The 26,190-nt window shown below is 71.3% G+C and carries 28 protein-coding genes and 1 tRNA gene (1 of these 29 running past the window's edge); 14 read left to right on the forward strand and 15 right to left on the reverse strand.

The features are described from left to right. Positions 1-22 (forward strand) — tRNA-Gly (locus ASF20_RS24545) (it extends 127 nt beyond the left edge of the window). A 57-nt stretch (positions 23-79) separates the two neighbouring features. Here ASF20_RS24545 and ftrA read toward each other — a convergent pair. Then, on the reverse strand, positions 80-1,066 hold the full coding sequence (gene ftrA, locus ASF20_RS02755; protein ID WP_056270552.1) for a transcriptional regulator FtrA: 987 nt from the start codon (positions 1,064-1,066) through the stop codon (positions 80-82). A gap of 86 nt (positions 1,067-1,152) precedes the next feature. Here ftrA and ASF20_RS02760 point away from each other — a divergent pair, with 86 nt between their 5' ends. The 3 genes from ASF20_RS02760 to ASF20_RS02770 all read left to right on the forward strand — a co-directional run bounded on the left by ASF20_RS02760 (position 1,153) and on the right by ASF20_RS02770 (position 4,446). Further along, the gene (locus ASF20_RS02760) at positions 1,153-1,572 is read left to right on the forward strand and encodes a rhodanese-like domain-containing protein (protein ID WP_056270554.1); all 420 of its coding nucleotides are present in this window, start codon (positions 1,153-1,155) and stop codon (positions 1,570-1,572) included. 103 nt (positions 1,573-1,675) lie between these two features. Then, complete coding sequence (locus ASF20_RS02765) at positions 1,676-2,782, forward strand: hypothetical protein (RefSeq protein ID WP_056270557.1); 1,107 nt, start codon at positions 1,676-1,678, stop codon at positions 2,780-2,782. Continuing rightward, the gene (locus ASF20_RS02770) at positions 2,779-4,446 is read left to right on the forward strand and encodes a DUF2336 domain-containing protein (RefSeq protein WP_056270559.1); all 1,668 of its coding nucleotides are present in this window, start codon (positions 2,779-2,781) and stop codon (positions 4,444-4,446) included. Before ASF20_RS02765 ends, ASF20_RS02770 begins: the two co-directional genes overlap by 4 nt. A 7-nt stretch (positions 4,447-4,453) precedes the next feature. On the opposite strand, the gene ASF20_RS02775 is transcribed toward ASF20_RS02770, so the two are convergent. After that, a complete protein-coding gene (locus ASF20_RS02775) occupies positions 4,454-5,224 on the reverse strand; it encodes an NAD kinase (protein WP_056270564.1) in 771 nt (256 codons plus the stop codon). Positions 5,225-5,360: 136 nt separating this feature from the next. On the opposite strand from ASF20_RS02775, the gene cutA reads away from it, so the two are divergent. Then, positions 5,361-5,693 carry a divalent-cation tolerance protein CutA gene (cutA, locus tag ASF20_RS02780; RefSeq protein ID WP_056270566.1) on the forward strand — a complete coding sequence of 111 codons (333 nt, stop codon included), beginning with the start codon at positions 5,361-5,363 and terminating at the stop codon, positions 5,691-5,693. Here cutA and ASF20_RS02785 read toward each other — a convergent pair. From ASF20_RS02785 to croR, 9 genes are all read right to left on the reverse strand, one after another. After that, positions 5,672-6,802, reverse strand: coding sequence for a glycosyltransferase (locus ASF20_RS02785; RefSeq protein WP_056270569.1), 1,131 nt, complete (start codon positions 6,800-6,802; stop codon positions 5,672-5,674). The genes cutA and ASF20_RS02785 overlap by 22 nt on opposite strands. Then, complete coding sequence (locus ASF20_RS02790) at positions 6,802-7,602, reverse strand: lysophospholipid acyltransferase family protein (protein WP_056270571.1); 801 nt, start codon at positions 7,600-7,602, stop codon at positions 6,802-6,804. Before ASF20_RS02790 ends, ASF20_RS02785 begins: the two co-directional genes overlap by 1 nt. Positions 7,603-7,613: 11 nt before the next feature. Further along, on the reverse strand, positions 7,614-9,140 hold the full coding sequence (gene crtI / locus ASF20_RS02795; protein ID WP_056270573.1) for a phytoene desaturase family protein: 1,527 nt from the start codon (positions 9,138-9,140) through the stop codon (positions 7,614-7,616). Positions 9,141-9,264: 124 nt separating this feature from the next. Beyond that, positions 9,265-10,458, reverse strand: coding sequence for an ABC transporter permease (locus ASF20_RS02800; protein WP_056270575.1), 1,194 nt, complete (start codon positions 10,456-10,458; stop codon positions 9,265-9,267). Beyond that, positions 10,455-11,441, reverse strand: a complete 987-nt coding sequence (locus ASF20_RS02805; protein ID WP_056270578.1) for an ABC transporter ATP-binding protein — start codon at positions 11,439-11,441, stop codon at positions 10,455-10,457. The genes ASF20_RS02800 and ASF20_RS02805 overlap by 4 nt, the downstream gene beginning before the upstream one ends. 7 nt (positions 11,442-11,448) lie before the next feature. Further along, positions 11,449-11,880: a DUF2141 domain-containing protein gene (locus ASF20_RS02810; protein WP_244476308.1), complete on the reverse strand. Its 432-nt coding sequence runs from the start codon at positions 11,878-11,880 to the stop codon at positions 11,449-11,451. Beyond that, positions 11,877-13,457: a phytoene desaturase family protein gene (gene crtI, locus ASF20_RS02815; protein ID WP_056270579.1), complete on the reverse strand. Its 1,581-nt coding sequence runs from the start codon at positions 13,455-13,457 to the stop codon at positions 11,877-11,879. The genes ASF20_RS02810 and crtI (ASF20_RS02815) overlap by 4 nt, the downstream gene beginning before the upstream one ends. A gap of 169 nt (positions 13,458-13,626) precedes the next feature. Next, positions 13,627-14,379: an RNA methyltransferase gene (locus ASF20_RS02820; protein WP_056270699.1), complete on the reverse strand. Its 753-nt coding sequence runs from the start codon at positions 14,377-14,379 to the stop codon at positions 13,627-13,629. Between the two features lie 82 nt (positions 14,380-14,461). Beyond that, positions 14,462-14,941, reverse strand: coding sequence for a 3-hydroxybutyryl-CoA dehydratase (croR, locus tag ASF20_RS02825; RefSeq protein ID WP_055949554.1), 480 nt, complete (start codon positions 14,939-14,941; stop codon positions 14,462-14,464). 235 nt (positions 14,942-15,176) lie between these two features. On the opposite strand from croR, the gene ASF20_RS02830 reads away from it, so the two are divergent. Genes ASF20_RS02830 through ASF20_RS02840 form a run of 3 tightly spaced genes read left to right on the forward strand, consistent with a single transcriptional unit; the run spans position 15,177 to position 16,940 of the window. Further along, on the forward strand, positions 15,177-15,797 hold the full coding sequence (locus ASF20_RS02830; RefSeq protein ID WP_056270582.1) for a cation transporter: 621 nt from the start codon (positions 15,177-15,179) through the stop codon (positions 15,795-15,797). A gap of 19 nt (positions 15,798-15,816) precedes the next feature. Next, positions 15,817-16,662, forward strand: a complete 846-nt coding sequence (locus ASF20_RS02835; protein WP_056220241.1) for a metallophosphoesterase — start codon at positions 15,817-15,819, stop codon at positions 16,660-16,662. 56 nt (positions 16,663-16,718) lie between these two features. Next, a complete protein-coding gene (locus ASF20_RS02840) occupies positions 16,719-16,940 on the forward strand; it encodes a hypothetical protein (protein ID WP_055949561.1) in 222 nt (73 codons plus the stop codon). 15 nt (positions 16,941-16,955) lie between these two features. Here the strand turns inward: ASF20_RS02840 and ASF20_RS02845 are convergent, their stop codons facing one another. Continuing rightward, entirely contained in the window at positions 16,956-17,333 is a 378-nt protein-coding gene (locus ASF20_RS02845) for a 4a-hydroxytetrahydrobiopterin dehydratase (protein ID WP_056220245.1), read from the reverse strand. A gap of 261 nt (positions 17,334-17,594) precedes the next feature. On the opposite strand from ASF20_RS02845, the gene ASF20_RS02850 reads away from it, so the two are divergent. The 6 genes from ASF20_RS02850 to xoxJ all read left to right on the forward strand — a co-directional run bounded on the left by ASF20_RS02850 (position 17,595) and on the right by xoxJ (position 24,214). After that, positions 17,595-18,587, forward strand: a complete 993-nt coding sequence (locus ASF20_RS02850; protein WP_056270584.1) for an ABC transporter substrate-binding protein — start codon at positions 17,595-17,597, stop codon at positions 18,585-18,587. Between the two features lie 44 nt (positions 18,588-18,631). Continuing rightward, on the forward strand, positions 18,632-19,369 hold the full coding sequence (locus ASF20_RS02855; RefSeq protein ID WP_056270587.1) for an ABC transporter permease subunit: 738 nt from the start codon (positions 18,632-18,634) through the stop codon (positions 19,367-19,369). A 4-nt stretch (positions 19,370-19,373) separates the two neighbouring features. Beyond that, entirely contained in the window at positions 19,374-20,144 is a 771-nt protein-coding gene (locus tag ASF20_RS02860; RefSeq protein ID WP_056270590.1) for an ATP-binding cassette domain-containing protein, read from the forward strand. A 672-nt stretch (positions 20,145-20,816) separates the two neighbouring features. Further along, positions 20,817-22,619 (forward strand): lanthanide-dependent methanol dehydrogenase XoxF1, encoded by a 1,803-nt coding sequence (gene xoxF1, locus ASF20_RS02865; protein WP_056220255.1) that lies wholly within the window; start codon positions 20,817-20,819, stop codon positions 22,617-22,619. Between the two features lie 159 nt (positions 22,620-22,778). After that, positions 22,779-23,360 (forward strand): c-type cytochrome, methanol metabolism-related, encoded by a 582-nt coding sequence (locus ASF20_RS02870; protein ID WP_056220468.1) that lies wholly within the window; start codon positions 22,779-22,781, stop codon positions 23,358-23,360. Beyond that, positions 23,360-24,214 carry a rare earth element methanol dehydrogenase accessory protein XoxJ gene (gene xoxJ / locus ASF20_RS02875; protein ID WP_056270592.1) on the forward strand — a complete coding sequence of 285 codons (855 nt, stop codon included), beginning with the start codon at positions 23,360-23,362 and terminating at the stop codon, positions 24,212-24,214. Before ASF20_RS02870 ends, xoxJ begins: the two co-directional genes overlap by 1 nt. Before the next feature lie 121 nt (positions 24,215-24,335). On the opposite strand, the gene folK is transcribed toward xoxJ, so the two are convergent. Genes folK through folP form a run of 3 tightly spaced genes read right to left on the reverse strand, consistent with a single transcriptional unit; the run spans position 24,336 to position 25,968 of the window. After that, positions 24,336-24,827: a 2-amino-4-hydroxy-6-hydroxymethyldihydropteridine diphosphokinase gene (folK, locus tag ASF20_RS02880; protein WP_056270595.1), complete on the reverse strand. Its 492-nt coding sequence runs from the start codon at positions 24,825-24,827 to the stop codon at positions 24,336-24,338. Continuing rightward, positions 24,824-25,198 carry a dihydroneopterin aldolase gene (gene folB, locus ASF20_RS02885; RefSeq protein ID WP_056270598.1) on the reverse strand — a complete coding sequence of 125 codons (375 nt, stop codon included), beginning with the start codon at positions 25,196-25,198 and terminating at the stop codon, positions 24,824-24,826. The genes folK and folB overlap by 4 nt, the downstream gene beginning before the upstream one ends. After that, complete coding sequence (folP, locus tag ASF20_RS02890) at positions 25,195-25,968, reverse strand: dihydropteroate synthase (RefSeq protein ID WP_156647934.1); 774 nt, start codon at positions 25,966-25,968, stop codon at positions 25,195-25,197. Before folP ends, folB begins: the two co-directional genes overlap by 4 nt. Between the last annotated feature and the right edge of the window lie 222 nt (positions 25,969-26,190).

The raw sequence follows: 26,190 nt of genomic DNA on the forward strand, positions 1-26,190 counted from the left end.
ATTCCCAACCCTTCCAGATCCGACCCAGCGCCCTCCGGGGCGCTTTTTCGTTGGTGGGCCATCGCTCGGCGGCGCGGCGTCAAGGTCGCGGGCGCGCGGCAGCCCGGTAGGCCGCGGGCGTCACCGTGTAGCGCCGGCGGAACTGCTGGCGCAGGGTCGCTGCGGTGGCGAAGCCCGCCGCCTCGGCGACGGCCTGGAGCGGTTGGTCCGCCTGCTCCAGCAGGTCACGGGCCCGGGCGAGGCGCAGATCGAGGAGCCAACGGGCCGGCGTCGTGCCGGTGGCGGCGGAGAAGCGACGCAGGAGCGTTCGGGGACTCATGCCCGCACGGTCTGCCAGATGGGCGACCGGCCAGTCCCGGGCCGGCGCCGCCCGCATGGCATCGAGCAGCGGCCCGATCCGCGCCGCCTCGTGGAGCGTCGGCACCGCACCCGCGACCACCTGGGCCTGGCCGCCGTCCCGGTGGGGCGGCACGACGAGGCGCCGGGCGACGGCATTGGCGGCGGCCGGCCCGAAATCGCGGCGCACGAGGTGCAGGCAGAGGTCGATCCCGGCGGCCGAGCCGGCGGAGGTCAGGATCGCGCCCTCGTCCACGTAGAGCACGTCGGGGGTGAAGCGGATGCCGGGATGGCGTGCGGCCAGGGCCTCGGCATGGCGCCAATGGGTGGTGGCGCGGCGCCCCTCGAGCAGGCCCGCCGCCGCGAGCACGAAGACCCCGGAGCAGATCGACAGGATGCGCACCCCGCGGGCCGCGGCCGCCCGCAGGGCGGTGGAGAGGGCTTCGGGGACCGGCTCGTCCGCACCCCGCCAGCCCGGCACCACGATGGTGCCGGCACGCTCCAGGAGATCGAGCCCGCCATCGGCGAGGAGGCGCACGCCGCCCTCGGCCCGCATGGGCCCCGGATCGAGCCCGGCCACGGCGAAGCGGTACCAGTCCGGCCCCATCTCGGGACGGGGCAGGCCGAAGATCTCCACGGCGACGCCGAACTCGAAGGTGCAGAGGCCGTCATAGGCCAGCACCACCACGAGACGGTCGGCGGGGGACAGGCGCGCCTGCGATTTTGGCATGATCGCGACGCTAATCGGCAATCCGGGCCGCCGCCAAGGGCCGCGCCTCCTGCTAGCTCTGTCGTCCCCTACGCCGGAGACCGACGATGAGCCCCGTGACCGCCATACCCGCCTGTCCGCCCGCCATCGCCCGCGATCACTTCCGGCGTCGCCTGGAGCTGGAGACCGATTGCGCCGATGTGGCGGCGGCCCTGGAGGCCGGCCCGCCCGACTTCGTGCTGCTGCACGCCGTCGGCTCGGCGGCGGCGTTCCAGCGCCGTCACCTCCCCGGCGCCGTGCACCTGCCGCACCGGCTGATCACGGCCGAGCGCCTCGCCGCCTGGCCCGCCGACACGCTGTTCGTGGTCTACTGCGCCGGGCCCCACTGCAACGGAGCCGACCGGGCGGCCCTGCGGCTCGCCGAGCTCGGGCGTCTGGTCAAGCTCATGCTCGGCGGCCTGACCGGCTGGGCGGACGAGGACTTGGCCTTCGCGGGTGAAGACCAGTCCGGCGGGGGCCAATCCTGAAATCGGGCATCGTGCGCGAGCCGGCTCTTCAATCTTCCTTTACCATAGGGAGAACAAAGTTGCCGTTGGGGCGGCGCCTGGGTCCGCCCCCAGCCGGACGGCCATGTTCCTCTTCACCACGCCCCCCGCCACTGCCCGCGATCCCGGCGTCAGCCGGGACCTCGGCACGCGCGACGGCGCCGCCGGGCGCACGGGGGCGTCGAGCGGGGTCATCGAGGCGATCCGCGACGGGGCGCAGACCTCCGGCGCGGGCTTCGACTATCTCCTGGCCACGGCCCAGCGCGAATCCGCCCTCGACCCCTCCGCCAAGGCGGGCACCTCCTCGGCCACCGGCCTGTTCCAGTTCATCGAGCAGACCTGGCTCGGCACCCTGAAGACCGCCGGTCCCCGCCTGGGCCTCGGGACCTACGCGGACGCGATCACCAAGAGCGCCGACGGCAGCTACGCGGTTAGTGATCCGGCGGCCAAGCAGACCATCCTCGACCTGCGCCGCGATCCGCGGATCGCCGCCACCCTGGCGGGGGCCCTGACCGAGCAGAACCGGGAAGCCCTGACCGGCGCCCTCGGACGCGAGCCCACCGGCGGCGACCTCTACGCCGCCCACGTCCTCGGCGCGCGCGGCGCCGCCGCCCTCATCGCCACCGCCCAGGCAAGCCCGGCCCGGGCCGCCGCCCTCGACATGCCGGAGGCGGCGGCCGCCAATCGCGGCCTGTTCTACGACAGAGGCGGCCGCCCCCGCGGCGCGGCCGAGCTCTACGCCCACCTCGCCGCGGCCCGCACGGGCGCGGCGCCGGCCACACCCGCCGCCACGATCAGCCTGCCCGAGGGCACCACCGCCTACGCCTCCCTCAACGAGGGGGGCCTGCGCTCGATGTTCCAGACGGATCCGCGCCAGCAGGGCGGCGTCTCGGCCGGGGTCGCCCGCCTCTGGCAGGGGCGCAGCGGCGGGACCGATGCGGTTCGGCCAGAGCCGGCTCGCGCGGCGCCGACCTATTTCCCGCGCTCGGACGGCACCGAGAGCGTGACCGGGGGCGCGCCCCCCGTCGCCGCGCCGGCGATTGCCGCCAATCCCGTGCCGGCCGCCTCCGCGGCCCTGGTGGGAGCCCCCCTGCCGCCGCGCCGTCCGGCGGAGTTCGGCGCCTCCGGCCAGTCGCCCCGCCCCGGCGCCCCCCTCGACCTGTCCCTCTTCACGATCCGGAGTGGCTCATGATCATCCGCCAGTTCCTCGCCTGGACGCAGCACACCTCCGCGGCGCGACGGGCGGAGGCCGCGGGTGCGCTGGCCCGGGCCTACCTCTACGACGGTCTCGGCGAGGACGTGGCCTGGGAGGCGGAGGCCGCGCTCCTCGCCCTCCTGGACGACCCCTCCAGCCTGGTGCGCCGAGCCCTGGCGGAGGCCTGCGCCGCCTGCGCGAACGCCCCGCGTCCCCTGATCGTGGCGCTGGCGGGCGACCAGGCCGAGATCGCCACCCTGGTGCTGGCCCGCTCGCCCGTGCTGAGCGACGCCGACCTCGTCGACGGCGTCGCCATCGGGTGCCTCGCCGCCCGCCGCGCCATCGCGGGCCGGCTCGACCTGTCGCCGGCCGTCGCCGGGGCGCTCGCCGAGATCGCCGAGCCCGAGGCCCTGGTCGTGCTCGCCCGCAACCGCAGTGCCCACATCACCACCGGCAGCCTGATGCGGATGGTGGAGCGCCACGGCGACGTGGCCGCCCTGCGCGAGGCGGTCCTGGCCCGGCCCTACCTGCCCCTCGAAGTGCGCCAGAGCGTGACCACGCGCCTCGCCGAATCCCTCTCCGCCTTCGCGGTGTCCTCCGGCTGGCTCACCCCGGCCCGCAGCGCGCGCGCCAGCCGCGAGGCGCAGGAGCGCACGACCCTGGCCTTCTGCACCGAGGCCCATCCCGTCGACCTCGCCCGGCTCGTCGCCCACCTGAAGGCCTGCGGCCAGCTCAATGCCGGCCTGCTGCTGCGGGCGATCCTGTCCAGCAACATGGCCTTCGCCGAGATGGCCCTGGCCGACCTCGCCGGCCTCCCCGTCCGCCGGGTGGCCGGGCTGATGCACGATGCCTCCACCGCCGCCTTCGCGGCCCTGCACCGCAAAGCCGGCCTTCCGCCGGTGCTGCTGCCGGCCTTCAGCGCCGCGCTGTCGGCCTGGCGCGAGGCGGGGCAGGGCGCCATCGCCAGCGCCGGGGCGGGCCTGTCGCGCCTGATGATCGAGCGGGCGCTGACCGCCTGCGAGACGATGCCCTTCGCGGAGGCGCAGAGCGTCATGGCGCTCCTGTCCCGCTTCGAGGCGGAGGCCGCCCGCGACGAGGCCCGGGTGCTCGCCCGCGAACTCGCCGCCGAGGCCGAGCGCAGCGAGATCCTGCGGATCGAGCGCGAGATCCTCGACGCCGAATGGCGCGAGGCCCAGCGCCAGGTCCTGGCCGACTGGGACGCCCCGCAGGTCCTCGAGGCCGCGCCGGCCGCCGCAGCCCCCGAACCGGTCGCCGAGACCGTCGCGGCGATCGCGCGCGCGGCTTTGGACGGAACCTCGGAAGCGATCCAGGAAGAGACCGCGCCGGTGGCCGTCGACTCCGCTGCGGAGGCGCCGCCCGTCGTCGCGGACCTGCCGACCCCGGATGCGCCGGTGGAATCGGACGTCGCCCCTGTCGTGGCGATCCGGGCCGTCGTGCCGGCCGAGGCGCCAGCCGACGTCGAGACGGGGCGCACCGACCCGGTGGGCCTGATCCTCGACGGACTCTCCGACGCGCTGCTCGCCGAGTTCGAGGGCAGCCGCGCCCGGCGCCGTGCCCTCGCCACCGAGGTCGTGCTCGACGCGATCCCCGAGGCGCTGATCGCCAGCTACCGCGAGGACCGGGCGCGCCTCGCCGCCTGAGGGGCGATCAGCCGAACTGCTCGCGCAGGATGCGCTCGTCGAGGCTGTGGCCGGGATCGTGCAGCAGGGTCAGGTTGGTGGCGTGGTCGAGCCAGGTCTCCACCGTGCAGACCCGCCGAAACTCGGTGTGGTCGGCCACCGCCGCCACCGGGCGGTGCGCGGCGTCGAGCACCTCGATGAGAATGCGGGCGTAGTCCGGCAGCAGGGCCCCGTGCCAGCGCCGGGGCCGGAAGGCCGAGATCGGCGTCAGGGCCAGGAGCCGGGCGTTGAGGGGCAGGATCGGGCCGCCCACCGACAGGTTGTAGGCGGTGGACCCCGCCGGGGTCGCCGCGAGCACGCCGTCGGCGATGAGCTCCGGCAGGCGGACATGACCGTCGATTGAGATCCGCAGCTTGGCGGTCTGGTGCGTCTGGCGCAGCATGTAGACCTCGTTCAGGGCGCGGGCCTGGTGCCGGCGCCCCTCCGTGTCCACGGCCTCCATCATCAGCGGGTGGATGATGCTGCGCTTGGTGTTCTCCAGGCGCTCGATCAGCCCGTCCTCGCGGAACTCGTTCATGAGGAAGCCGACGGTGCCGCGGTTCATGCCGTAGATCGGCGTGCCGGCATGCATGAAGCGGTGCAGGGTCTGGAGCATCAGCCCGTCGCCGCCGAGCGCCACCACCACGTCGGCCTCGTCGGGCGGCACGTAGTCGTAGCGCCGCATCAGGGTCGCGGCCGCCTGGCGGGCGTCCTCCGTGGGACTTGCGACGAAGGCAAGCCGTTCGAAACGCCGGGCCATGGGCTCACATCCGCCTTGCCGACCACCTTGCCGACGCGGAGCCTTCGCTCCAGCGTCCCGTTCCCAGTCCTGCCGGCAGTCCCGCCGGCCCGCTCCCGCCGGTGGAGCGGCGGAACCCTGGTCGGAGACCCATAGCATGGAGCGGCCGCTTCTCGTCTACACCACCTTCCCGGATGCCGGCACCGCCCTGACCGTCGGAGAGGCGCTGGTGCGGCTGCGCCTCGCGGCCTGCGTCAACGTCCTGCCGGGGATGCTCTCCGTCTACGCCTGGAAGGGCGCGGTGGAGCAGGGCTCGGAGGTCGTCGCGATCCTGAAGAGCCGCGAGGGCCTCGCCGAGGCCCTCGGCGCCGCCCTGAAGGCCCGCCACCCCTACGAGACGCCGATCATCCTGCACCTGCCGGTGGCGGGGGCCGATCCCGAGACCGCGGCCTGGATCGCGGCGGAGACTCAAGGGCCGCCGATCGGGTAGCTCCGGCCCTTCCACAGAGGCGTGCCGCTGCCCTTGCGCCGCAGGAGGGCGGTCCACTGGATCGCCAGGGCGACGAGGACCGTCGCCGGGTGGAGCAGAACCGTCCCCAGGGGCTCGCGGGTGACCAGGGTGATCGCCGCCCGGGTCGCCAGGGAGACGAGGGCGGCGGCGAAGGCCAGGAACGCGGCGTGGCCGGATTCAAGGCCGGCCAGGGCCGCCAAGAGGAGGAGCCAGGGCAGGACGTGCCCGCCGACCAGGAGCAGGGTCCAGATCGGCAGGGCCCGCGGGGTCGCCATGCCCTCGTGGGCGTTCTTCGAGAAGCCGGCCCAGCTCTGGGCGAAGCCGCGGTACATCCGGCAGGTCGCCAGGGCGTGCCCGGCGACGAGGTCGGTCCGGTAGCCGGCCTGCCGGAAGCGGCGCGGCAGTACGACCCCGTCGTGCAGGCTGGTGCGCACGGCGCCGTGCCCGCCGGTGGCCGCGTAGGCCTCGCGACCGACGAGGATGAGCTGGCCGCAGGCGGCCCCGAGGCTGGGGCGCGGGGAGGCCCGCATCATCGCCATCGGCAGGTAGCCGAGGAGCAGGAAGTTGATCATCGGCACCGTCAGGCGCTCGCCCAGCGAGCCCATCAATTGGCGCGGCACGCCGCTCACCAGGGCGCTCTCGGTCCGGCGCGCATGGGCGGCGAGGGCCGCCGCAGCCGCGGGCGCCAGGCTCACGTCGGCATCGACGAAGAGGAGATGCGTCCCGGTCGCGGCCTCCGCCAGCCGCGCGCAGGCGTGGTTCTTCCCCGTCCAGCCCTCGGGCAGGGGCGGGATTGCGACGAGGCGCAAGCGCGGGTCCTCGGCGGCGATGGCGGCCACGATGGCGGCGGTGTCGTCGGTGGAATGGTCGTCGCCGACGAGCACCTCCAGGGCGACACCGGCGCTCGACAGGGCGGCCCGCACGGTGGCGGCGATCACCGCGGCCTCGTTGCGGGCCGGGATCAGCACCGAGACCCGGGCCCGGACGTCGAGATCCGGCTCGGGGGTGCGCAGAATCGAGAGGTTCACCCAGGCGACCAGGGCGGGCAGCAGCGCACAGGCCAGGGCCAGGATCGCGAAACCGAGCATCACGGAACCGGATCTCCCTTCTGGCGGTGGGCCGGCTCGAAGCGCCGGCCCGTGACGACGGCCCCGAGGCGCCGCCAGAGATCGTAGATCCCGCCGATCCCCTTGGCACCGGACGCGAGCGGCGTGAAGCGTCCGGCCTCGCGCGCGACCACGTCGGCGCTGAGCCGGTCGAGGGTAGCGGTCAGGTCCGCCTCCATCCGGGCGAGGCGCTCGGCCCGGGACAGGGCGAGCAGCTCGGCTCCGGGGATCGGCGCCCCGAAAGCCGCGAAGGCCTCGCCACCGCGCTCCTCCCAGAAGGCGTATTCGAGGGCCAGCGGTACGAACAGGGCGTCGGGTGCGATCTCGGGCAGGCGGCCGACGCCGGCGCGCAGGCCCAGAGGCCGGGCGCGGACGTCCTGGAAGCGCCCCTGGGCGGTGATCCAGATCATCCGGTTCGGCGCCCCCAGGATGCGCCGCGTCGCCCTCAGGAACTGGGCGGCGCCGCGGGCCGAGTCGAGGTCCACCGCGAAGGCCCCCATGCGGGCGAAGACCGCGTACTTCTCCAGCATCCGCGCGTCGAAGGGCGCATAGCTCTCGCGGCGGGGAAACAGCCGTCCGGCCAGGAGGATGACCACGGCGGCGTCCCACCAGGCCGGATGGTTGCAGTAGACCACCACCGGCCCGGGATGGTCGGCGCAGGCCGGCACGCCCCAGCGGGCGAGCCGCAGGGCGTTGAGGTGGCGTCGGACGTAGCGGTCGAAATACCCGACCATGAACCGCCACAGGGCGGGCGATCGGGCGGGGCCATCCTCGCGGGACATGCGCGGGGCCTTCAGGCGCTGGCGCGCTCCTCTCCCCGGGCATCGGTGTCGAGGGCATCCGCCGCGATCCAGCCCGACATCATCACCATCGGCATGCCCGGACCCGGATGGGCCGCACCGCCGGCGAGGTAGAGGCCGCGGACCTGCCGGGAGCGGTTGCCCGGCTTGAAGGCGCCCATGAACTTGCCGTGCGAGGCCAGGCCGTAGATCGCGCCGTTGAGCACCTTGTAGCGCTCGTGGATGTCCTGCGGCGTCAGGTGGCGCTCGACGACGATGCGCTCCTCGAGGTCGGGCATGTTGCCGGTACGCTTGAGCTTGTCGAGGATGACTTGCCGATAGGCCGGGAACATTTTCGACCAGTCGTGGTGCGGGCGCAGATACGGCGTGTGCACGAGGACGTAGAGCGCCTCGCCGCCCTCGGGCGCCACCGACGGGTCGGTGGAGGAGGGGGCAGCGAGGTAGGCGGTCGGGTCCGGGGCCGGCTCGCCCTTGCGGTAGATGTAGTCGAACTCCTCCTCGGGGTCGCGGGAGAAGACGAAGTCGTGGTGATTCAGGTGCTCGTAGCGCTTGTTCAGCCCGAGATAGAGGACGACACCGGAGCAGGCCGGCTCGAAGCTCTTCTTCTCGTAGGACTTGCCGACGTCGCCGCCGACGAGTTCCCGGTAGGTGCGTACCGAATCCATGTTCGAGATCACGGCGTCGAATGGGGTGACGCCGGAGGCGGTCCGCACGCCCTTGACCGCGCCCTGCTCGATGGCGAGGCCGGTGACCTCGTCGCCGGGCCGCAGGGTAGCGCCGAGTTCGGAGGCGAGCTTGGTCAGGGCCTCGGCCACGGCGCGGGTGCCGCCCATCGGGTACCAGACGCCCTCGGCGGTCTGCATGTGGGCGATGGCGCAGAGCACGGCGGGCGCGCCGTAGGGCGAGGAGCCGACATACTGGACGAAGTGGTCGAGCATCTGCGCGAGGCGCGCATCCTTCACCTTCGAGCGGATGGTGCCGGCGACCGACGAGCCCATGCGCAGGGACAGCACGTCGCGCAGGGTGCCGGGATTCATGTTGGCGCGGATGTTGATCGTGTCGAACAAATCCTCGACCGGCTTCCAGAAGAAGAACTTGTTCGAGACGTCGTGCAGGTGCTCGGAGATCTCAAGGAACTTCTTGTAGCCCTCGCCCGCGCCGGTGTTGGGCGCGAAGCGCTCCATGTCGGCGGCCATGGTGGGCACGTCGGCCATGAGATCGAGCTGGGTGTCGTCGTCGAAGAAGCAGCGCCACTGCGGATCGAGGCGGCGCAGGTCCAGGTAGTCGTGGATGTTGCGCCCGGCCTCCTGGAAGATGCGCTCCAGCACTTTGGGCACCGTGAGGATGGTCGGCCCCATGTCGAAGCGGAAACCGCCCTCGTGCAGGACCGCGGCCTTGCCCCCGAGCCAGTCGTTCTTGTCGTAGAGCGTGACGGTGTGGCCGCGCGCGGCGCTCACGCAGGCAGCCGCCAAGCCGCCCAACCCTGCGCCGACGACGGCGACCGAAGACCCAGCCCGCATGTTCGTGTCACTCCCCGGGCCCGTCCGAAAGCCCATACCCCGCATGAAGCTAGACCGGATGGCCGCGCGGTCAACGCGCTAACCGGTCGCGGCGTGGACCGACGCCGTCTTCGCCCGTACTTTCCTAGCTCGTTCGCCGCGACACGAGCCCCAGCGCGACCCCCAACCCCGCCGCCGCCACGGCGGCCATCACGCCCCAGGCGGGCAGCGCCGCGGCCCAGCCCTCGCTCAAGGCGTTCTGGTAGGCCTCGATCGCCCAGGCGTTGGGAGTGAGCCAGCCGGCCTCCTGCAGCCAGGGCGGCATCAGGAAGCGGGGCACCATGCTGCCGCCCACCGCCGAGAGCAGGAGGACGCCGAAGGTCGCGGCCAGGTGCGCCTGCTGGCGGGTGGCGGAGGCCGCGCAGGCGGCCAGGGCGAGTCCGGCCGCCATCGCCGAGACGAGGAGGGAGGTCACCAGCCAGGCGCCCGCATGGGGCAGGATGTCGACGCCGTGCAGGAGGGCGGCGGCCGAGAAGATCAGCCCGGCCTGGACGAGGCCCTGGCCCACCAGGAACAGGAACTTGCCCAGCACCACCACACTGAGCCCGCCGGGTCCCGCCATCAGCCGGTCGGCGAGACCGGACTGGCGCTCGTCGACGAGGGAGAGGGCGCCCTGCATGGCGGCGAAGAGCAGGAACACCGCCGTGATCGCCCCCGCGTAGTAGCTGACGCGATCGTTGGTGGCACCCGAGGCGGTGCTGCGCCGCTCCACCAGGGAGGCGAAGGCGAAGGGCTCCTTGCGGGCGCGCTGCTCGGCGAAGGCCTGGTTAAGGAAGGCCCGTTCGTCCGGGCCGATCTTGCCCGAGCGCTCCACGTCGGCGACGATCCGGGCCAAAACCACGTCGGGCAGGGCCTCGTTGAGGACGCGCTGGAGCTGGCCCAGCGCGATCGGGGTGGCGAGGGCCTTGGCGGGATTCTCGATCAGCACCACGGGCTGGTCGGCGCGGGACGAGCCGGCCTCGAGGTCGCCGCGCAGCACCAGGGCGACGTCGACCTCGCCCCGGCGCACCGCCGCGACGGCGCCGTCGAGATCGGAGGCGGCGAGGCGTCCGACCCGGAGGGACGGGTCCGCCTCCAGGGCCTGCATCAGGCGCTGCGTCGTCGGCGTCCGGGCCAAGTCGAGGAGGCCGACATGGATGCGGATGCGGTCGCCCAGGGCGCCGGAGAAGATCGCGGCGAAGATCACGAAGATCACGGTGGGCAGCACGAAGGCCATGACCAGGGCGGCCCGGTCGCGCACCAGGCCAAGCAGCATCACGCGGAAGGCGGCCGAGATCATTCGGGGGTCTCCCGTTCGGCGAGCCCGTCCGCGGCCGGCGGCGCGGATCCCGCCAGCGCATCGCGATACACCGCCTCCAGCCCGGGGGCGCGGATGCGGATCTCGGCGATGGGCACGCCCGCGCTCCGGAGGTCGGCGAGCAGGTCGCCGCCGTCGCGGGGCGTGCCGCTCAAGCGGCGCGCCCGCCAGGTCGAGCCGGTGTCGAGGGGCACGAAGCCCGCTTGGCGCAGGACCGCCTCCGCCGCCCCATCGGCGGGGGCGACGAGGGCCGCCTCGTGCTCGGGGGCCTCGGCGCGGATGCGGGCGAGGAGATCGGACAGGCGGCCGTCGGTGACGATCCGCCCCTGCGCCAGGATGGCGACCCGGTCGGCCAGGCGCTCGGCCTCGGCGAAGTCGTGGGTGGCGACGAGGAGGGCCGTGCCGGCCTCGCGCAGGCGCGCGAGCACCGCATGGATGGCCGCCCGGGCGTGCAGGTCGACGCCCTGCGTCGGTTCGTCGAGGAGGACGAGGCGGGGTCGCGCCATCAGGCTGGCGGCGATGTTGACCCGGCGCTGGTAGCCGCCCGAGAGCAGCCCCACCGGGCGCCGGGCGACCTCGCCGAGGGCGCAGAGGGCGAGGCCCGTCGCCACCGCCTCGGCCCGCCCGCGCCGGGGGATGCCGGCGAGCTGGGCGAAGACCGACAGGTTCTCGGCCACCGAGAGGCGGGGATAGAGGGCGATTTCCTGGGGCACCCAGCCGATCGCCCGGCGCGCCGCCGGCGTCCGATGGGGATCGTCGCCGGCCACGCGGACGCTGCCGGCATGGGGGGCGAGCCGACCCGCGACGAGGCGCATCAGCGAGGTCTTGCCGGCGCCGTTGGGGCCGAGGAGCGCGAGGGTCTCGCCGGCGCCGAGGGCGAGGTCGACGCGCTCCAGCACGCGGGTGCCGCGATAGGCGAGGGCGGCGCCGGCCACCCGCAGGAGCGGCTCGGAAGGGAGGCTCACGCGGCGCTCAGCGGGGCGGCAGCGCGCGCGACAGGCGAACCCGCACGCCGACGCCCGGCTCCCGCACGGTGAAACGCGCGCGCGCGAAATCGGGGCGGGCGGACCGGACGGACTCGCCGGAGAAGCCGTAGGGCTCAAGGGGCAGGCCGAGGCCGGTCCGGTCGAGGCGGCAGTTGCGGTTGGTGTCCTGATAGGCCACCGCCGCGTAGATCCCGGGCCTCACGTTCGCGAAGACGAAGCGCTGGGCAGCGGCCTGGGGCTCGGCCTGCTGCCCGGTCCGGCAATCGGCCTCGGACAGGCCGTCCTGGCACAGGGCGACGGAGACAAGGCCGCCGGGCTCGATGCCCTCGACCTCCACCGCCACGGAGGCCGCCCGGGCCGCCCCCGAAACCAGGACGAGGGCGCAGAGACCGGCCAGGGGCCGCGACAGCCCCCTCAAGTGGCGTCGCCCGAGGTGGCCAGGGGCGCGGTGGCCGGGATGCCGGCACTGACGGCCCCGACGCGCCCGGCGGAGAGCTCCTCGATCAGGAGGCGGGCGGTGATGCGCGCGCCCTCGTAGATCACCGGCAGGCCGGAGCCCGGATGGGTTCCGCCGCCGACGAGGTAGAGCCCCGGCCCGAAGCGGTTGTGCGGGCGGAAGTAGAGCATCTGCATCAGGTCGTGGGCGAGGTTGAAGGTGGCCCCCTCGTGCACGAAGAAGTCGTCGCGCCACTCGGTCGGGTCGACGATGCGCTCGTAGCGGATGCGCGATTCGATGTCGCCGAGGCCGAGCAGCTTCAGGCGGTCGAGGACGAGGCGGCGATAAGTCTCCCGCAGCCCCTTCCAGTCGATGCCCGCCTTCAGGTTCGGCACCGGCACCAGCACGTAGAGGCTGGTCTGACCGGGGGGCGCCATGCCGCCGTCGGTGAAGCCCGCATGCTGCACATAGAGCGAGGGCTGCATCGGCAGGATGCCGTCGGTGATCTCCCGGATGTTGCGGGCGTAATCCTCCGACAGCAGGATGGTGTGGTGGCCGAGGGCCTCCGGCATCGGCCCGTCGAGGCCGAGATACAGCATGAAGGTCGAGCAGGAGAGGCGCGCCTTCGCGATCTTGGCGTCGCGCCAGCGCGGCCGATGCTGCTGCGGCACGAGGTCCTGGATGACCTTGGCGAAGTCGCCGTTGATGACGACCGCGTCGGCCTGCAGGGTCTCGCCGTTGCAGACGACGCCGCTGGCGCGCTTGCCCTCGAACAGCACCCGCTCGACGCCCGCCCCGAGGCGGATGTCGACGCCCATCCGGCGGGCGAGGCCCGCCATCGCCTCCGAGACGGCGCCGCACCCGCCGACCGGATGGTAGACGCCGTGCTCGTATTCGAGGAACGACAGGATGGTGAACAGGCTCGGGCACCGGAACGGCGACATGCCGAGGTATTTGGTCTGGAACGCGAAGGCGAGGCGGACCCGCGGGTCCTTGAAGTAGCGCTGCAGGTCCTTGTCGACGCTGCGCCCCGGATGGAGGTGGGGCAGGGCGGCGATCATGGCCGGGGAGGCCATGGCCCGCAAGGTGTGGAAGGCCTGCTCCAGGACGGGCTTGAAGAACTTCAGCTTGACCCGGTTGTCGGCGAAGAACTTGCGCACGTTCTTGGCGTCGTCCGGCGCGATGCGCGCCACCTCGGCCTCGAGGCGGTCCATGTCGTTCGTGGCGCGGATCTCGCCGCCCGCCTCGAACACGAGGTGGTACTGCGGATCGAGGCGCTCGAGCTTGACGTGGTCTTCCAGGCGCTCGCCGCAGGTCTCGAAGATGTCGGCGAGGATCTGCGGATAGAGGAAGAAGGTCGGGCCGATGTCGAACCGGAAGCCCCCGGGCGCCTCCACGGTCTTGGTGCGTCCGCCCACCGCCGGATCCTTCTCCAGCAACGTGACGTGCACGCCGGCGCGGGCGAGGAGGAGTGCGGTGGCGAGGCCGCCGGGACCGGCACCGACGATGATGACGCGGCGTCCGGACAAAGTCCGCAAGCCGTCCCGTGACTGCAACAACGCTCAAAACTCCATCGTCTACAGGCCCACGCGCCTCATCCATGTGGCGCGGGAGCATGGTCCGTCCAGGGCTCGCGGTCTAATCTTGACCGTAGCGGTGCAGGCGGCAATGGGGGCGCAGTGTCGCGCATCCCCGGCCCATCGGGCCGCGGACGCCCGCGATCCGCCGTCAGGCTGCCCGGGACAGGTGATGCAGCGCGATCGCGCCCGCCGTGGCGACGTTGAGCGAATCGAAGTCCGGCGCCATCGCGATGCGGACGGTGCGCAGGCGCGCCATCAGGTCCGGCGGCAGGCCCGGCCCCTCGCTTCCGAGGAGGAGCAGGGTCCGGTCGGGGGGCGCCAGGGCCGCCAGGGTCTCGGCTCCGCCGGGGCTCAGGGCCAGGGGCTCCAGGGCGTGACGCGCCGCGAAGGCCAGGAGCGCGTCCGCATCGGCGAGTTGCAGGAAGGGGACGATCAGGGCGGCGCCCGCCGAGACGCGGATCGCCTTGCGGTAGAGCGGATCGCAGGTGCCGGCATCGAGGAGCACCGCGTCGGCCCCGAAGGCGGCGGCGTTGCGGAACAGGCCGCCGACATTGTCGTGGTTGGTCAGGCCGACGAGACCGACCACGAGGGCCGGTGCCGGGGCGGGCGGCAGGCCGGGGAGGACGGCATCCGTGGCCTCCGCCCCGCGCAGGCCCACGCCGAGGACGCCGCGATGGATCGGAAATCCGGTGATCGCGCTCATCACGGGCTTCGCCGCGGTGTAGACGGGCACGGGCTCGGGCAGACGGGCCAGGGCCGCCTCCAGGCCGGCCAGGCGCTCGGGCGCCAGCAGAACCGATTCGAGGCCGAACCGGGCTCGGGCCGAGAGCATGACCCGCAGGGTCACCTCGCCCTCGACGATGAAGCGGCCGGCACGCCCGACGAGGTCGCGCTCGCGCATCGCCGTATAGGGCGCGAGGCGCGGGTCGGCGGGATCCTCGATGGCGATCGGCGCGGGTCGGCAAGGGGCGGCCAAGGCGGCGTCAGGCGCTCGCCGGACGCCCGCCCATGCGCACCGCCAGGGGATCGGCCTCGGCCTTGGTCGGCACCTTCACCAGGGCCTCGCCGTCGAGGACGACCTCACCGGCCACCGAGCAGGTGCATTTCAGGCGGGCACGGCGGCGCTCCGGGACGAGTTCGGCCACCTCGACCGTGACCTCGACGGTGTCGCCGATGCGCACGGGCGCGCGAAAGTTCAGGGTCTGGCTGATATAGACCGCGCCGGGGCCGGGCAGGCGGGTGCCGAGCACCGCCGAGATCAGGCCGGCGGTGTAGAGGCCGTGGGCGATCCGGGTGCCGAAGGGCGTGCGCGCCGCGAAGTGCTCGGACAGGTGGATCGGATTGCGGTCGCCGGTGATCTCGGCGAAGCCCACCACGTCGGAGGAGGCGATGACCTTGTTCAGCGTCTCGGACAGGCCGACTTCGAGATCCTCGAAGTACAGGACGCGCAGTTCGGGCATCATCGGCAGTTTCCCCTGACTTCGGGTGTGGCACGCGGGTCTCGTGCGGCGTGGCTTTTCGCCTCGCACAGGCGGCGGGCCAAATCCAGTATCCGGCTGCCGAAAAGCATCGCGCCGAGTCGTGAGCCTCGACAGACGGAGGCACTTCGCGCCATGGAGACTCTTGCCGCGAGGCGCCGGGCCCGGGTCCGGGGACCTCCCCTTGAAGACCGCACCGTCACGAGACGAGCCGCCGCCCGTGTCCGCCACGCCCACCCCGTCCGCCACCCTGCGCCCGGTGGTCGCCCGCGTTGCCGGGCTGAACCTCGCGTATTTCGGCATCGAGATCACGGTCGCCCTGGCGATCGGCTCGCTGGCGCTCATCGCCGACAGCCTCGACTTCCTCGAGGACGCGGCGATCAACCTGCTGATCTTCGCCGGGATCGGCTGGAGCGTGCGCAACCGGGCCCGGCTCGGGGCGGTCCTCGCCGTCATCCTGCTCCTGCCGGCGCTCGCCACCGCCTATGCCGCCTGGATCAAGTTCGCCACGATGGCGCCGCCGGCCCCGATCCCCCTGACGCTCACGGGCATGGGGGCGCTGGCGGTCAATCTCACCTGCGCGATGATGCTGGGCCGCCACCGCTCCGGGGGGGGCAGCCTGACCCGGGCGGCCTACCTCTCCGCCCGCAACGACGCCTTCGCCAACCTGGCGATCATCGCCGCCGGCCTCGCCACCGCCCTGACCCTGTCGGCCTGGCCCGACCTCATCGCGGCGGCCGGCATCGCCATCCTCAACGCGGATTCGGCGGGCGACATCCTGAAGGCCGCCCGCGCCGAGTGGCGCGCGGCCAATGCCGTGTCCGAGAGTCCGGTTCCCTGAGAGGCTTCGAGCCCCCGCCATGCGCCTGTTCCCCATCTCTGACCTGCACCTCGAGCGCCGGCGCCTCGACGTCATCCCGCGCCCGACCCGGCCCTTCGACGTGCTGGTCTGCCCCGGCGACCTGCACGAGGGCAGGCCCGAATCGGGGCTCGCGGCCCTGATGACCCTAGCCCAGGGACGCCCGATCGTGCTGGTGCCGGGCAACCACGAGCACTACGCGCCCACCGGCGACCGGCGCACGGCTCCGGAACTCCTCGCCGCCCTGGAGACCGAGGTACTGCGCCTGAACGGGGAGGGGGCGGACATCCACCTGCTCCAGCGCGGGGCGGCGATCGTCCTCGATGGTGTCCGCTTCGTCGGCACGACCCTGTGGAGCGACTGGTCGCTGGCCGGCCTCTGGCTCGACGAGAGCGGCGCCGACGCGCCGTCGGATCCGGTCGCCTACGCGGCCGCGCGGATGACCGATCCGGTCACGGGCTCGCGGGAGTATCGGGGCTCCATCCGCAACGGTGACGGCACGGCCTGGTCGCCCGCCGACGCGATGGCGGCCCATGAGCGGGAGCGTGCCCTGCTGGCCGCCGCCCTGGCGCAGCCCCATGCCGGCCCGACCGTCTGCGTCACCCATCACCCGGCGAGCCCGCGCGCGGCCGAGGCGTTCCGCCACGTGCCCGGCGTGCCCTGGTGGGTCCCGGCCTTCTACGCCACCACCGCCCTGGAAGACCTGCCCGAGGCGGACCGGCCCGACCTCTGGGTCTCGGGCCATTTCCATGCCGGGCACGACCTGTGGATCGGCCGGACCCGCTGGGTGGCGAACCCGGTGGAGGGGCGGGACTTCTCCGCCGATCACATTCTCACGATCGATTGAGACCGGAGGGGCGCCGGTGGCGTACCTGTCCGGCAACGCACCGCCGGAGCTCGCCCATGAACGCCTTCATCGCCGTGGTCCTCGTCTGCGCCAACGGGATCCCGATCGAGGCCTGCACCGACGACAAGGCCAGCGAAGTCCGCAAGGTCCGCGTCGCCAACGAGCTCGGCTGCACCAACGGCTGGCAGGAGATCATCGCCCGCACCGACCTGCGGGACGAGGTCGGCAAGACGAGCTACCTCAAGACCGAGTGCCGCCGGGTGAAGCAGGCCGACTGACCCGGACGCGGCCGGCTACTTGTCGTACTTGATGTAGGCGAAGCGCGGATCGGTGGGGGTGCCCTCGAGCGCGCCGCCCTCGGTGCCGGGCTGCCAGCCGACCACCTCCTCGATCTTGGCGGCCAGGGCGAGGTCTTTCTCGGTGATGCCCTTGGCGGCGTGGTTGGTCAGCCGAACCTCGACCCAGGCGTAGGAGGCGGTGATGTCCGGGTGGTGCCAGGCGGCCTCGGCGAGGTGGCCGACCGTGTTGATCACCATCAGCGTGCCCTTCCAGCCCGCGGTCTTGTAGGTGCGCCGGATCCAGCCCTCTTCCAGGCGCCAGGCCGGAAGCTCCCGCGCGAGGCGCTCCGTGACGGTGGCGTCGTCGATCACGTCGTCCCGTGTACCGGCCATGGTCCAACTCTCCCTCGAACACGCAGCGTTGCCGACTCTCTGCGCCCGGCCCCGGCCGTGCGCAAGGGATCACGCCCGGTTCGCAAGGTGTCGCGCCGGATCCGGAAGGATTGGCCGGTTCGGAAGCGATCATCCGCCCGTCGGACTTGCCAATTCGTCCTGTGGACGCCCTGGGCCCGACCTCCTATGAAGATTGCCAACCAACGCCGGCCTTCACGGGACACCCCGAGCGTTCGACTTGGAAACCAGGGAGAGTCCCTCATGCTGTCACGGCGCGGATTGCTCGCGACGGCGGCACTGTTGCCCCTGCCCTGGAGCCTCGCCCGGCCGGCGCGGGCGGCCGGGCCGTCCTTCCGGGTGGGCAGCCTGCCGTTCGGCACGGTCTCCTGGGAAGCGGCGGTGATCAAGGCGCGCGGCCTCGACAGCGCCAACGGCTTCACCCTCGACGTGGTCAAGCTCGCCGGCAACGACGCGGCACGGATCGCCTTCCTGGGGGGCCAGGTCGACACCATCGTGGGCGACCTGCTCTGGGCCGCACGGCTCGGCAACGAGGGCCGCGCGATCCGCTTCTTCCCCTACTCGACCACCGAGGGCTCGCTGATGGTGCCGGGCGACAGCCCGATCCGGACGCTGGCCGACCTCAAGGGCAAGCGCCTCGGCGTGGCCGGAGGCCCCCTCGACAAGAACTGGCTCCTGCTCAAGGCCCAGGCCCGGGACACCGTCGGCATCGACCTCGAGACCCAGGCCACCATCGCGTTCGGCGCGCCGCCCCTCCTGGCGCTCAAGCTGGAGCAGGGCGAGCTCGATGCCGGGCTGCTGTACTGGACCTACTGCGCCCGCCTGGAGCCCAAGGGTTTCCGTCGCCTGATCGGCTCGGACGACATCATGCGCGCCTTCGGCGCCACCGGCTCGATGGCCCTGATCGGCTACCTCCTCGACGACGCCACCGTGAAGGACAAGGGCGAGGCGGTGACGGGGTTCGCCCGCGCCTCCAAGGCCGCCAAGGATCTCCTCGCCAACGATCCCGCTGCCTGGGACGTGGTGCGCCCCCTGATGTCGGCTGACGACGAGGCTACCTTCCAGGTCCTGAAGCGCGACTTCCTCGCGGGCATCCCGCGCCGGCCCCTCGCCACGGAGCGCAAAGACGGCGAGACGCTGTTCAGCGTGATGGCCCGGCTCGGCGGCGAGCGCCTGGTCGGCGCGGGTACGACGCTCCCCGCGGGCCTGTACTTCGACGGCACCGGCAATGGCTGAGGCCGCCCCGCGCCCGCCCTCCGCGCGTCCGACGCCCTGATCCGATGGGCTTTGCCACCCGTCTCGCCTCCGTGCTGGTCCTCCTCGCGGGGTGGCAGGTCGCGGCCTCGGCCGCGGGCTCGCGGCTGCTGCCGGCGCCCCTGGCGATCCTGGACTTCATTGTTCGCGAATCCGGCACCGGCGACCTGTGGTGGAACGTCGGCATCACCCTCTCGCGGGTCGGCATCTCCTTCTTCCTGGCCATGACACTGGGCGTGCTCCTCGGAATCGCCCTCGGGCGCTCGCGCCGGCTCAACCTCGTCCTCGACACCCCGCTCCTCATTCTCCTCAACACGCCCGCCCTGGTGATCACGGTGCTGGCCTACATCTGGGTCGGCCTGAACGAGGCGGCCGCCATCGTCGCCGTGGTCCTGAACAAGCTGCCGAACGTCGCCGTGATCCTGCGCGAGGGGGCCCGCGGCCTCGATCCGCAACTGGAGGAGATGGCGCGCAGCTACCGCTTCGACCGGCGGACCTGGATCGCGCACGTGCTGGTGCCGCAGCTCCAGCCCTTCGCGGTGGCCGCCGCGCGCTCCGGCCTGTCGCTCGCCTGGAAGATCGTGCTGGTGATCGAGCTTCTCGGCCGGCCCAACGGCGTCGGCTTCGCGATCAACTACTACTTCGTCCAGAGCCTGAACGTGGCGGCAATCGTCGGCTACAGCATCGTGTTCATGAGCGTGATGATCGCCATCGACATCCTCATCCTCCAGCGGCTCGAAGCCTATGTCCGACGCTGGCGCTGAGGGGATGGCCGTTCCCGCCTCCGACGGCGCGGGCGCGGGCGCGGGCGCGGGCGCGGCCCTGCGGGTCGACATCCTCCGCAAGGTCTATGGCAGTGCCGGCCCGGAGCCCGTGGAGGCGGTGCGCGACCTCGCCTTCACGGTGACGGCGGCCGCCATCACCTGCCTGATCGGCCCCTCGGGGGCCGGCAAGACCACGACCCTGCGCATCCTCCTCGGGCTCGACGCCGATTACGAGGGCCGCGTCACGCCGCCGCCGGACGAGGCCGGCATCGCCATGGCGTTCCAGGAGCCACGGCTGCTGCCCTGGCGCACCGTCGAGCAGAACGTCCGCCTCGCCCTGCCGCGGCCGGCCCGCACCCAGAACCTCGATGCCCTGTTCGACTCTCTCGGCCTGACTCCCTGGCGGGGCCGCTACCCGGGCGCTCTGTCGCTGGGCATGGCCCGGCGGGTCTCGCTCGCCCGGGCGCTCGCGCAGAAGCCGCGCATCCTCATTCTCGACGAGCCCTTCGTCTCCCTCGACGACAATGCGGCGGCGGCCCTGCGCGGCCTCGTGGTCGCGGCGGTGGAGGGCTCCGGCATGGGCGTCCTCATGGTCACCCACAACGTGGCCGAGGCCCTCGAGATTGCCGATCGCCTGCTCCTGGTCTCGGGACGACCGGCGAGCCTCCTCGGCACGATCACCCTGGATCGGCCGCGGGGCCAGCGCGAACGCGGCTGGATGGAGGCAAACCGAGCGTCCCTCGCCGCCCGATTCCCAGGCATCATCGCAAGCTGATTCGCCCCGGATCGGACAATGCTTACGCCTCGATCGCGCGCTGTCTTCACTTCTCCCCAGACCGGATGCGGCGAGACCGCGCATCCGATGAGCATCCCCCAGGGTTCCGCGGATGCCGGATATGACCATCACAATCCCCCGCCCCGGCACGTGATTTTAAAATATACCTCCTTTTAGGCATTTTATTTCACGAACGCATCTCCTCGCAGGGGCTCCTTCGACGCGAACGCAGCTTCGATCGCATGACTACAGCGGCCAAGCTCAGGCTACATGCGCCAAACGCATGATGATGAGGCCAAGCTGTTTAAAACACTTTGTCTTACCAATTTGAGATATTGCAACGCACAATCCGATGCTGCGAAGCGTGAGTCTGACAGAATGTCGGCCAAAGGCTCACGAGGACTTGTGCGAAGCCTGGAAGCACAGGGCGCAAGCGAGTTGACGCCGGCCGAATTTTTCTTAGAGTTCGTTCAAGCTTCGGTTTCGAGGGGCGCCGCAAAGGGATAGCGGCCCCTGACTACACAAACCCCGTCCTGGCCATTAGTGGTTTGGAAATAAGGGTTTGGCGTCCGCTACCGAGGCGAACCTATCCCTGTCGCAAACAGTCAGATCACGGCGTGATCCTGCGGGTTTTCCGCATGATGGCGGCTGCAAGATCTGTCGGAGGAATCCATGAGAGCGGTACATCTTCTCGCACTCGGCGCCGGCATGGTCGCTTCGACCACGGCGTTCGCCAACGAAGACGTCCTGAAGCGCACGGCCAACCCGGCCGAGCAGGTCCTTCAGACCGTCGACTATGCCAACACGCGCTATTCGAAGCTCGACCAGATCAACGCCAGCAACGTCAAGCAGCTCCAGGTGGCCTGGACCTTCTCGACCGGCGTGCTGCGCGGCCACGAGGGCTCCCCGCTCGTCGTCGGCAACATGATGTACGTTCACACCCCCTTCCCGAACATCGTCTACGCCCTCGACCTCGACAAGGACGGCGTGATCGTCTGGAAGTACGAGCCCAAGCAGGACCCGTCGGTCATTCCGGTGATGTGCTGTGACACGGTCAACCGTGGTCTCGCCTACGCCGATGGCGCCATCATCCTGCACCAGGCCGACACGACCGTCGTCTCGCTGGACGCGAAGTCCGGCAAGGTGAACTGGTCGGTGGTGAACGGCGACCCCAAGAAGGGTGAGACCAACACCGCCACCGTTCTCCCGGTGAAGGACAAGATCATCGTCGGCATCTCCGGCGGCGAATTCGGCGTGAACTGTCACGTCACCGCCTACGACGCCAAGACGGGCAAGAAGGTGTGGCGCGGCCACTCCCAGGGCCCCGACGCCGACATGATCATGGACCCCGAGAAGACCACCTCGCTCGGCAAGCCGGTCGGCAAGGACTCCTCGCTGAAGACCTGGGAAGGCGATCAGTGGAAGACCGGCGGCGGCTGCACCTGGGGCTGGTTCTCCTACGATCCCAAGCTCGACCTGATGTACTACGGCTCGGGCAACCCCTCGACCTGGAACCCCAAGCAGCGTCCGGGCGACAACAAGTGGTCCATGACCATCTGGGCGCGCAACCCCGACACGGGCGCCGCCAAGTGGGTCTACCAGATGACCCCGCACGACGAGTGGGACTACGACGGCATCAACGAGATGATACTCACGGATCAGAAGGTTGACGGCAAGGAGCGTCCGCTCCTGACCCACTTCGACCGTAACGGCTTCGGCTACACCCTCGATCGCGCCACCGGCGAGCTCCTGGTCGCCGAGAAGTTCGATCCGGTCGTGAACTGGGCCTCGAAGGTCGACATGGACAAGAGCTCCAAGACCTACGGTCGTCCGCTCGTCCAGGCCAAGTACTCCACCGAGCAGAACGGTGAGGATACCAACTCCAAGGGTATCTGCCCCGCCGCTCTCGGCACCAAGGACCAGCAGCCTGCGGCCTACTCGCCGAAGACCAACCTGTTCTACGTGCCCACCAACCACGTCTGCATGGACTACGAGCCGTTCCGGGTTTCCTACACCCCGGGTCAGCCCTACGTCGGCGCGACGCTGGCCATGTACCCGGCCCCTAACAGCCACGGCGGCATGGGTAACTTCATCGCCTGGGACGGCGTCGCTGGTAAGATCAAGTGGTCGAACCAGGAGCAGTTCTCGGTGTGGTCGGGCGCCCTCGCCACCGCTGGTGACGTCGTGTTCTACGGTACCCTCGAGGGTTACCTGAAGGCCGTCGACTCCAAGACCGGCAAGGAGCTCTACAAGTTCAAGACCCCGTCGGGCATCATCGGCAACGTGATGACCTACAGCCACAAGGGCAAGCAGTACGTCGGTATCCTGTCGGGTGTCGGTGGCTGGGCCGGCATCGGCCTCGCGGCCGGCCTGACCGACCCGAACGCCGGTCTCGGTGCGGTGGGTGGTTACGCCGCCCTCTCGAACTACACCAACCTCGGTGGTCAGCTGACCGTCTTCTCGCTGCCGAACTAATCGGTCGCACGCAACGGTAGATCATAGGGTGCCGGCGCGGGTTTCCGCGCCGGCACCTTTATGATTAGAATTGGAAGAACAACACGCGAAACACGCGGCTGGTGAGCCGACGTGGTGTTCCTGGGAGAAACGTCGTTGTACACCTTTAGCAAAGCCGTCATCCGCCCTCTCGCGGCAGCGTTCGCTCTCGCGTCGGTCTCAACGCTCGCCGTGCAGGCCCAGGATGCGAAGAAGGCTGATCCGGCCCTCGCCAATCAGCTTGATCCGAATGCACCCGAGAAGGACCCGAAGCTGATCGACAAGTTCGCGGCCGTGAAGGTCGAGGACGGAAAGTATCAGGACTCGGAAGGTCACCCCACCTACCACATCACCGCTGATGGCAAGAAGTTCGACTGGTACGCCTACTCGGGCTACCGCCGCTATCACGCCGAGTGCCACGTCTGCCACGGACCCGATGCCATGGGTTCGACCTACGCGCCGGCCCTGAAGGACTCGCTCAAGACGATCGGCTACGAGGAGTTCATCGGCATCCTTGCTGGCGGCAAGCGTGACTCGCAGGCCGGCCAGGAGCGCGTGATGCCGGCCTTCGGCGATAACAAGAACGTCATGTGCTACGCCGACGACCTCTACGTCTACCTGAAGGCCCGGGCGTCCGGCGCCATGCCGCGCGTCCGCCCGACCGACAAGGAAGACAAGCCCGAGGCCGCCAAGACGGCTGAGAAGGAGTGCCTGGGCGGCTAATGGCGCATCCAGGCTCCCGGACGGGCCTCGCGCTCGCGCTCCTGCTGCTCGCAGCCGGAGCGCGACCTGCGTTGGCGCAATCGCTGCCGGACCTCGTGACGACGGACACTCTGCGTGTCTGCGGCGATCCCGGCAACATGCCGTTCTCCGAACGCAAGGAGGACGGCTTCGAGAACCGAATCGCCGCGATCATCGCCGACGAGCTCAAGGTCAAGATCCGGTACTACTGGCTGACGCAGGGGCCTGGCTTCGTCCGCAATACCCTCGGCACGGGCCTCTGCGACCTCATCATCGGCTCGGCCGCCGGTGGAGAGCTCGTCCAGCACTCGAATCCCTATTACCGCTCCGCCTATACGCTGGTCACCCGTACGGGCGAGTTGGACGGGGTGACCCGGCTCGACGATCCCAAGCTGAAGGGCAAGTCCATCGGCGTCATCGGCGGCACGCCCCCGGTGAACCGGATGGGCGAGGTCGGCCTCGTCAGCTCCATGAAGGCCTACGCGCCCTATCAGCTCGATCCGGCCCGCAAGCACCAGACGGTCTCGGCCGAGGTCATCGCGGATCTCGCCGAGAAGCGCATCGATGCCGCCATCCTCTGGGGACCCGCCGCCGGCTGGCTCGCCAAGCACAGCGGCGTGCCGATGACGGTGGTGCCGCTGCTGCAGGAGCCCGACCGGCCGCCGCTCACCTTCCGGATCGCCCTCGGGGTGCGTCTGGAGGAGAACGACTGGAAACGCACCCTGAACACGATCCTGCGCAAGCGCCGCGCCGATATCGAGAAGGTGCTGCGCGACTTCGACATTCCGCTGCTGGAGGAAGAGGGCAACAAGCTCCTCAACGCTCCGAGCCCCTGATTTGGCCAAGGTCCGGCCAAGATCCGGATCTCGCCCCTCGAAGGACGGGTGCCGACGGCACCAAACCCGCGAAGGCGGCGGCGGATCGGCTCCGCCGCCGCCTTCGTCGTTCCGGGCCCGATCAGACCCGCTCGATGCCGGCCGCGTCGAGCTTGGCCAAAGCCTCGGTGACCGTCTCCGGGCCGATGCGCAGTGTGGGGGCGATCTCGGCCAGAGGCACCAGCACGAAGGCGCGCTCGCGCACGAAACGGTGTGGCAGCACGAGGCGCGCATCCGAGATCGTCGCGCCCTCGTAGGACAGAACGTCGATATCGATCACCCGCGGACCCCAACGGCGTTCGCGCACCCGGCCCATGGCGGTCTCGATGGCGAGGCCCACCTCCAGGAGTTCGTGCGGGGTGAGGCTGGTCTCGATCCCGATCGCGGCGTTGAGGAACCAGTCCTGGTCGGTGTCGCCCCAGGGCGGCGTGCGATAATTCGACGAGCGCGCGGTGACGCGGATGCCCGGTGTGGCCGCCAGCCGCGCCACCGCATCGGCCAGGGTCGCGGCTTTGTCGCCAAGATTGCTGCCGAGGCCGAGATAGGCGGCGTGCCAGTCCGGTCCACGCCTCATCGGGCGGCCTCGCGGCGGCGCACGATCTCGATGGCGACGCCGTCGATCACGGCCGGGACCGGCGCGCTCGGCTTGTCCACCCGCACGCGGATCTCGGTGATGGGCGGGTGACGGTCGAGGATCTCGCCCGCGATGGCTTCCGCGAGGGCCTCGATCAGGGCGAAGCGCCGCTGCGTGGCGATCCGGGTCACGATCTCGGTGAGGTCGGCGTAGCTCACGGTCCGGGCGACGTCGTCGGAACGCCCGGCCGCCCCGAGGTCGAGGCGCACATCGAGCGAGACGTAGAAGCGCTGCCCGAGGCGGGCCTCCTCGGGCAGGAGGCCGTGGAAGGCAAAGACCGCGATCCGGTCGACGAGGATGCGGTCGCTCATGCGGAGCGTCCCATCACGGCGTCGACCACCCGCAGGGCATCGACGTGCGGGCGGACATCATGAACGCGCACGATCTGCGCCCCGAGGGTGGCGGCGAGGACGTGACTGCCGATCGAGCCGAAGAGCCGGTCCACCGGCTTGGTCTCGGCATCGTGCAGGCGTCCGAGGAGGGATTTGCGCGAGACGCCGACGAGGACGGGAAAGCCGAGGGCCACGATCTCGGGCAGGCGCCGCAGGGCTTCGAGGTGCTGCGCCCAGCTCTTGCCGAAGCCGATACCGGGATCGAGCACGATGTCGCCGTCGCGCAGGCCGGCGGCCCGCGCGATGGCCAGCGAGCGCTCGAAGAAGCGCAGCATGTCGGCGACGATGTCGAGGGCCGGATCGATGGTCTCGCGGTTGTGCATGATCATCACGGGCGCGCCGTGATCGGCGGCGACCCGGGCGATATCGGGCTCGCGCTGCAGGCCCCAGACGTCGTTGACTATGCGGGCGCCGGCCTCCAGCGCCACCCGGGCGGTCGAGGCCTTATAGGTGTCCACCGAGATCGGAACGGGCAGGCGGGCCGCGAGGTCGCGGATCACCGGCAGGATCCGAGCCTGCTCCTCCTCGGCCGGGACGGGCACGTGGCCGGGGCGGGTGGATTCGCCGCCGATATCCACCAGGGCCGCGCCCTCCGCCACCAGGGCCTCGGCCTGGGTGCGGGCGGCCACGACATCCGCGAAGCGGCCGCCATCGGAGAACGAATCGGGCGTGACATTGAGAATGCCCATCACGAGCACGCGCCGACCGAGATCGGGCAGGAGCGTCGTCAGCGGAGCCGGCAGGTCTGGGGGCACGAGATGCTCGGGTTCGAAGGCGGGCGCGACCGGAGCGCGTCCTAGGCCGGGATGCCGCTGTCTTTGAACGCAATGCCCGGTCGGAGCAACGCCCCTGCCGGCGCTGGGGCCGAACGGGGCCAAGTCTTGCGCCGCCGCCGGGCGGCGCCCCTGCGA

Source organism: Methylobacterium sp. Leaf88 (assembly GCF_001422795.1).
In the GTDB taxonomy this organism is placed as follows: Bacteria; Pseudomonadota; Alphaproteobacteria; order Rhizobiales; family Beijerinckiaceae; genus Methylobacterium.

Bases quoted from the DNA above. Each gene is read 5' to 3' on its own strand.
- cutA (WP_056270566.1), top strand. From the start codon at position 5,361: ATGGAGCGGCCGCTTCTCGTCTACACCACCTTCCCGGATGCCGGCACC.
- ASF20_RS02785 (WP_056270569.1), bottom strand. From the start codon at position 6,802: ATGCTCGGTTTCGCGATCCTGGCCCTGGCCTGTGCGCTGCTGCCCGCC.
- folK (WP_056270595.1), bottom strand. From the start codon at position 24,827: ATGAGGCGTGGACCGGACTGGCACGCCGCCTATCTCGGCCTCGGCAGC.
- ASF20_RS02800 (WP_056270575.1), bottom strand. From the start codon at position 10,458: ATGATCTCGGCCGCCTTCCGCGTGATGCTGCTTGGCCTGGTGCGCGAC.
- ASF20_RS02845 (WP_056220245.1), bottom strand. From the start codon at position 17,333: ATGGCCGGTACACGGGACGACGTGATCGACGACGCCACCGTCACGGAG.
- crtI (WP_056270573.1), bottom strand. From the start codon at position 9,140: ATGCGGGCTGGGTCTTCGGTCGCCGTCGTCGGCGCAGGGTTGGGCGGC.
- ASF20_RS02790 (WP_056270571.1), bottom strand. From the start codon at position 7,602: ATGTCCCGCGAGGATGGCCCCGCCCGATCGCCCGCCCTGTGGCGGTTC.
- ASF20_RS02770 (WP_056270559.1), top strand. From the start codon at position 2,779: ATGATCATCCGCCAGTTCCTCGCCTGGACGCAGCACACCTCCGCGGCG.
- ASF20_RS02850 (WP_056270584.1), top strand. From the start codon at position 17,595: ATGCTGTCACGGCGCGGATTGCTCGCGACGGCGGCACTGTTGCCCCTG.
- ASF20_RS02835 (WP_056220241.1), top strand. From the start codon at position 15,817: ATGCGCCTGTTCCCCATCTCTGACCTGCACCTCGAGCGCCGGCGCCTC.
- croR (WP_055949554.1), bottom strand. From the start codon at position 14,941: ATGATGCCCGAACTGCGCGTCCTGTACTTCGAGGATCTCGAAGTCGGC.
- ASF20_RS02775 (WP_056270564.1), bottom strand. From the start codon at position 5,224: ATGGCCCGGCGTTTCGAACGGCTTGCCTTCGTCGCAAGTCCCACGGAG.
- ASF20_RS02860 (WP_056270590.1), top strand. From the start codon at position 19,374: ATGGCCGTTCCCGCCTCCGACGGCGCGGGCGCGGGCGCGGGCGCGGGC.
- ASF20_RS02840 (WP_055949561.1), top strand. From the start codon at position 16,719: ATGAACGCCTTCATCGCCGTGGTCCTCGTCTGCGCCAACGGGATCCCG.
- ASF20_RS02855 (WP_056270587.1), top strand. From the start codon at position 18,632: ATGGGCTTTGCCACCCGTCTCGCCTCCGTGCTGGTCCTCCTCGCGGGG.
- xoxF1 (WP_056220255.1), top strand. From the start codon at position 20,817: ATGAGAGCGGTACATCTTCTCGCACTCGGCGCCGGCATGGTCGCTTCG.
- ASF20_RS02820 (WP_056270699.1), bottom strand. From the start codon at position 14,379: ATGCGCGAGCGCGACCTCGTCGGGCGTGCCGGCCGCTTCATCGTCGAG.
- folP (WP_156647934.1), bottom strand. From the start codon at position 25,968: ATGGGCATTCTCAATGTCACGCCCGATTCGTTCTCCGATGGCGGCCGC.
- folB (WP_056270598.1), bottom strand. From the start codon at position 25,198: ATGAGCGACCGCATCCTCGTCGACCGGATCGCGGTCTTTGCCTTCCAC.
- ftrA (WP_056270552.1), bottom strand. From the start codon at position 1,066: ATGCCAAAATCGCAGGCGCGCCTGTCCCCCGCCGACCGTCTCGTGGTG.
- ASF20_RS02765 (WP_056270557.1), top strand. From the start codon at position 1,676: ATGTTCCTCTTCACCACGCCCCCCGCCACTGCCCGCGATCCCGGCGTC.
- xoxJ (WP_056270592.1), top strand. From the start codon at position 23,360: ATGGCGCATCCAGGCTCCCGGACGGGCCTCGCGCTCGCGCTCCTGCTG.
- ASF20_RS02760 (WP_056270554.1), top strand. From the start codon at position 1,153: ATGAGCCCCGTGACCGCCATACCCGCCTGTCCGCCCGCCATCGCCCGC.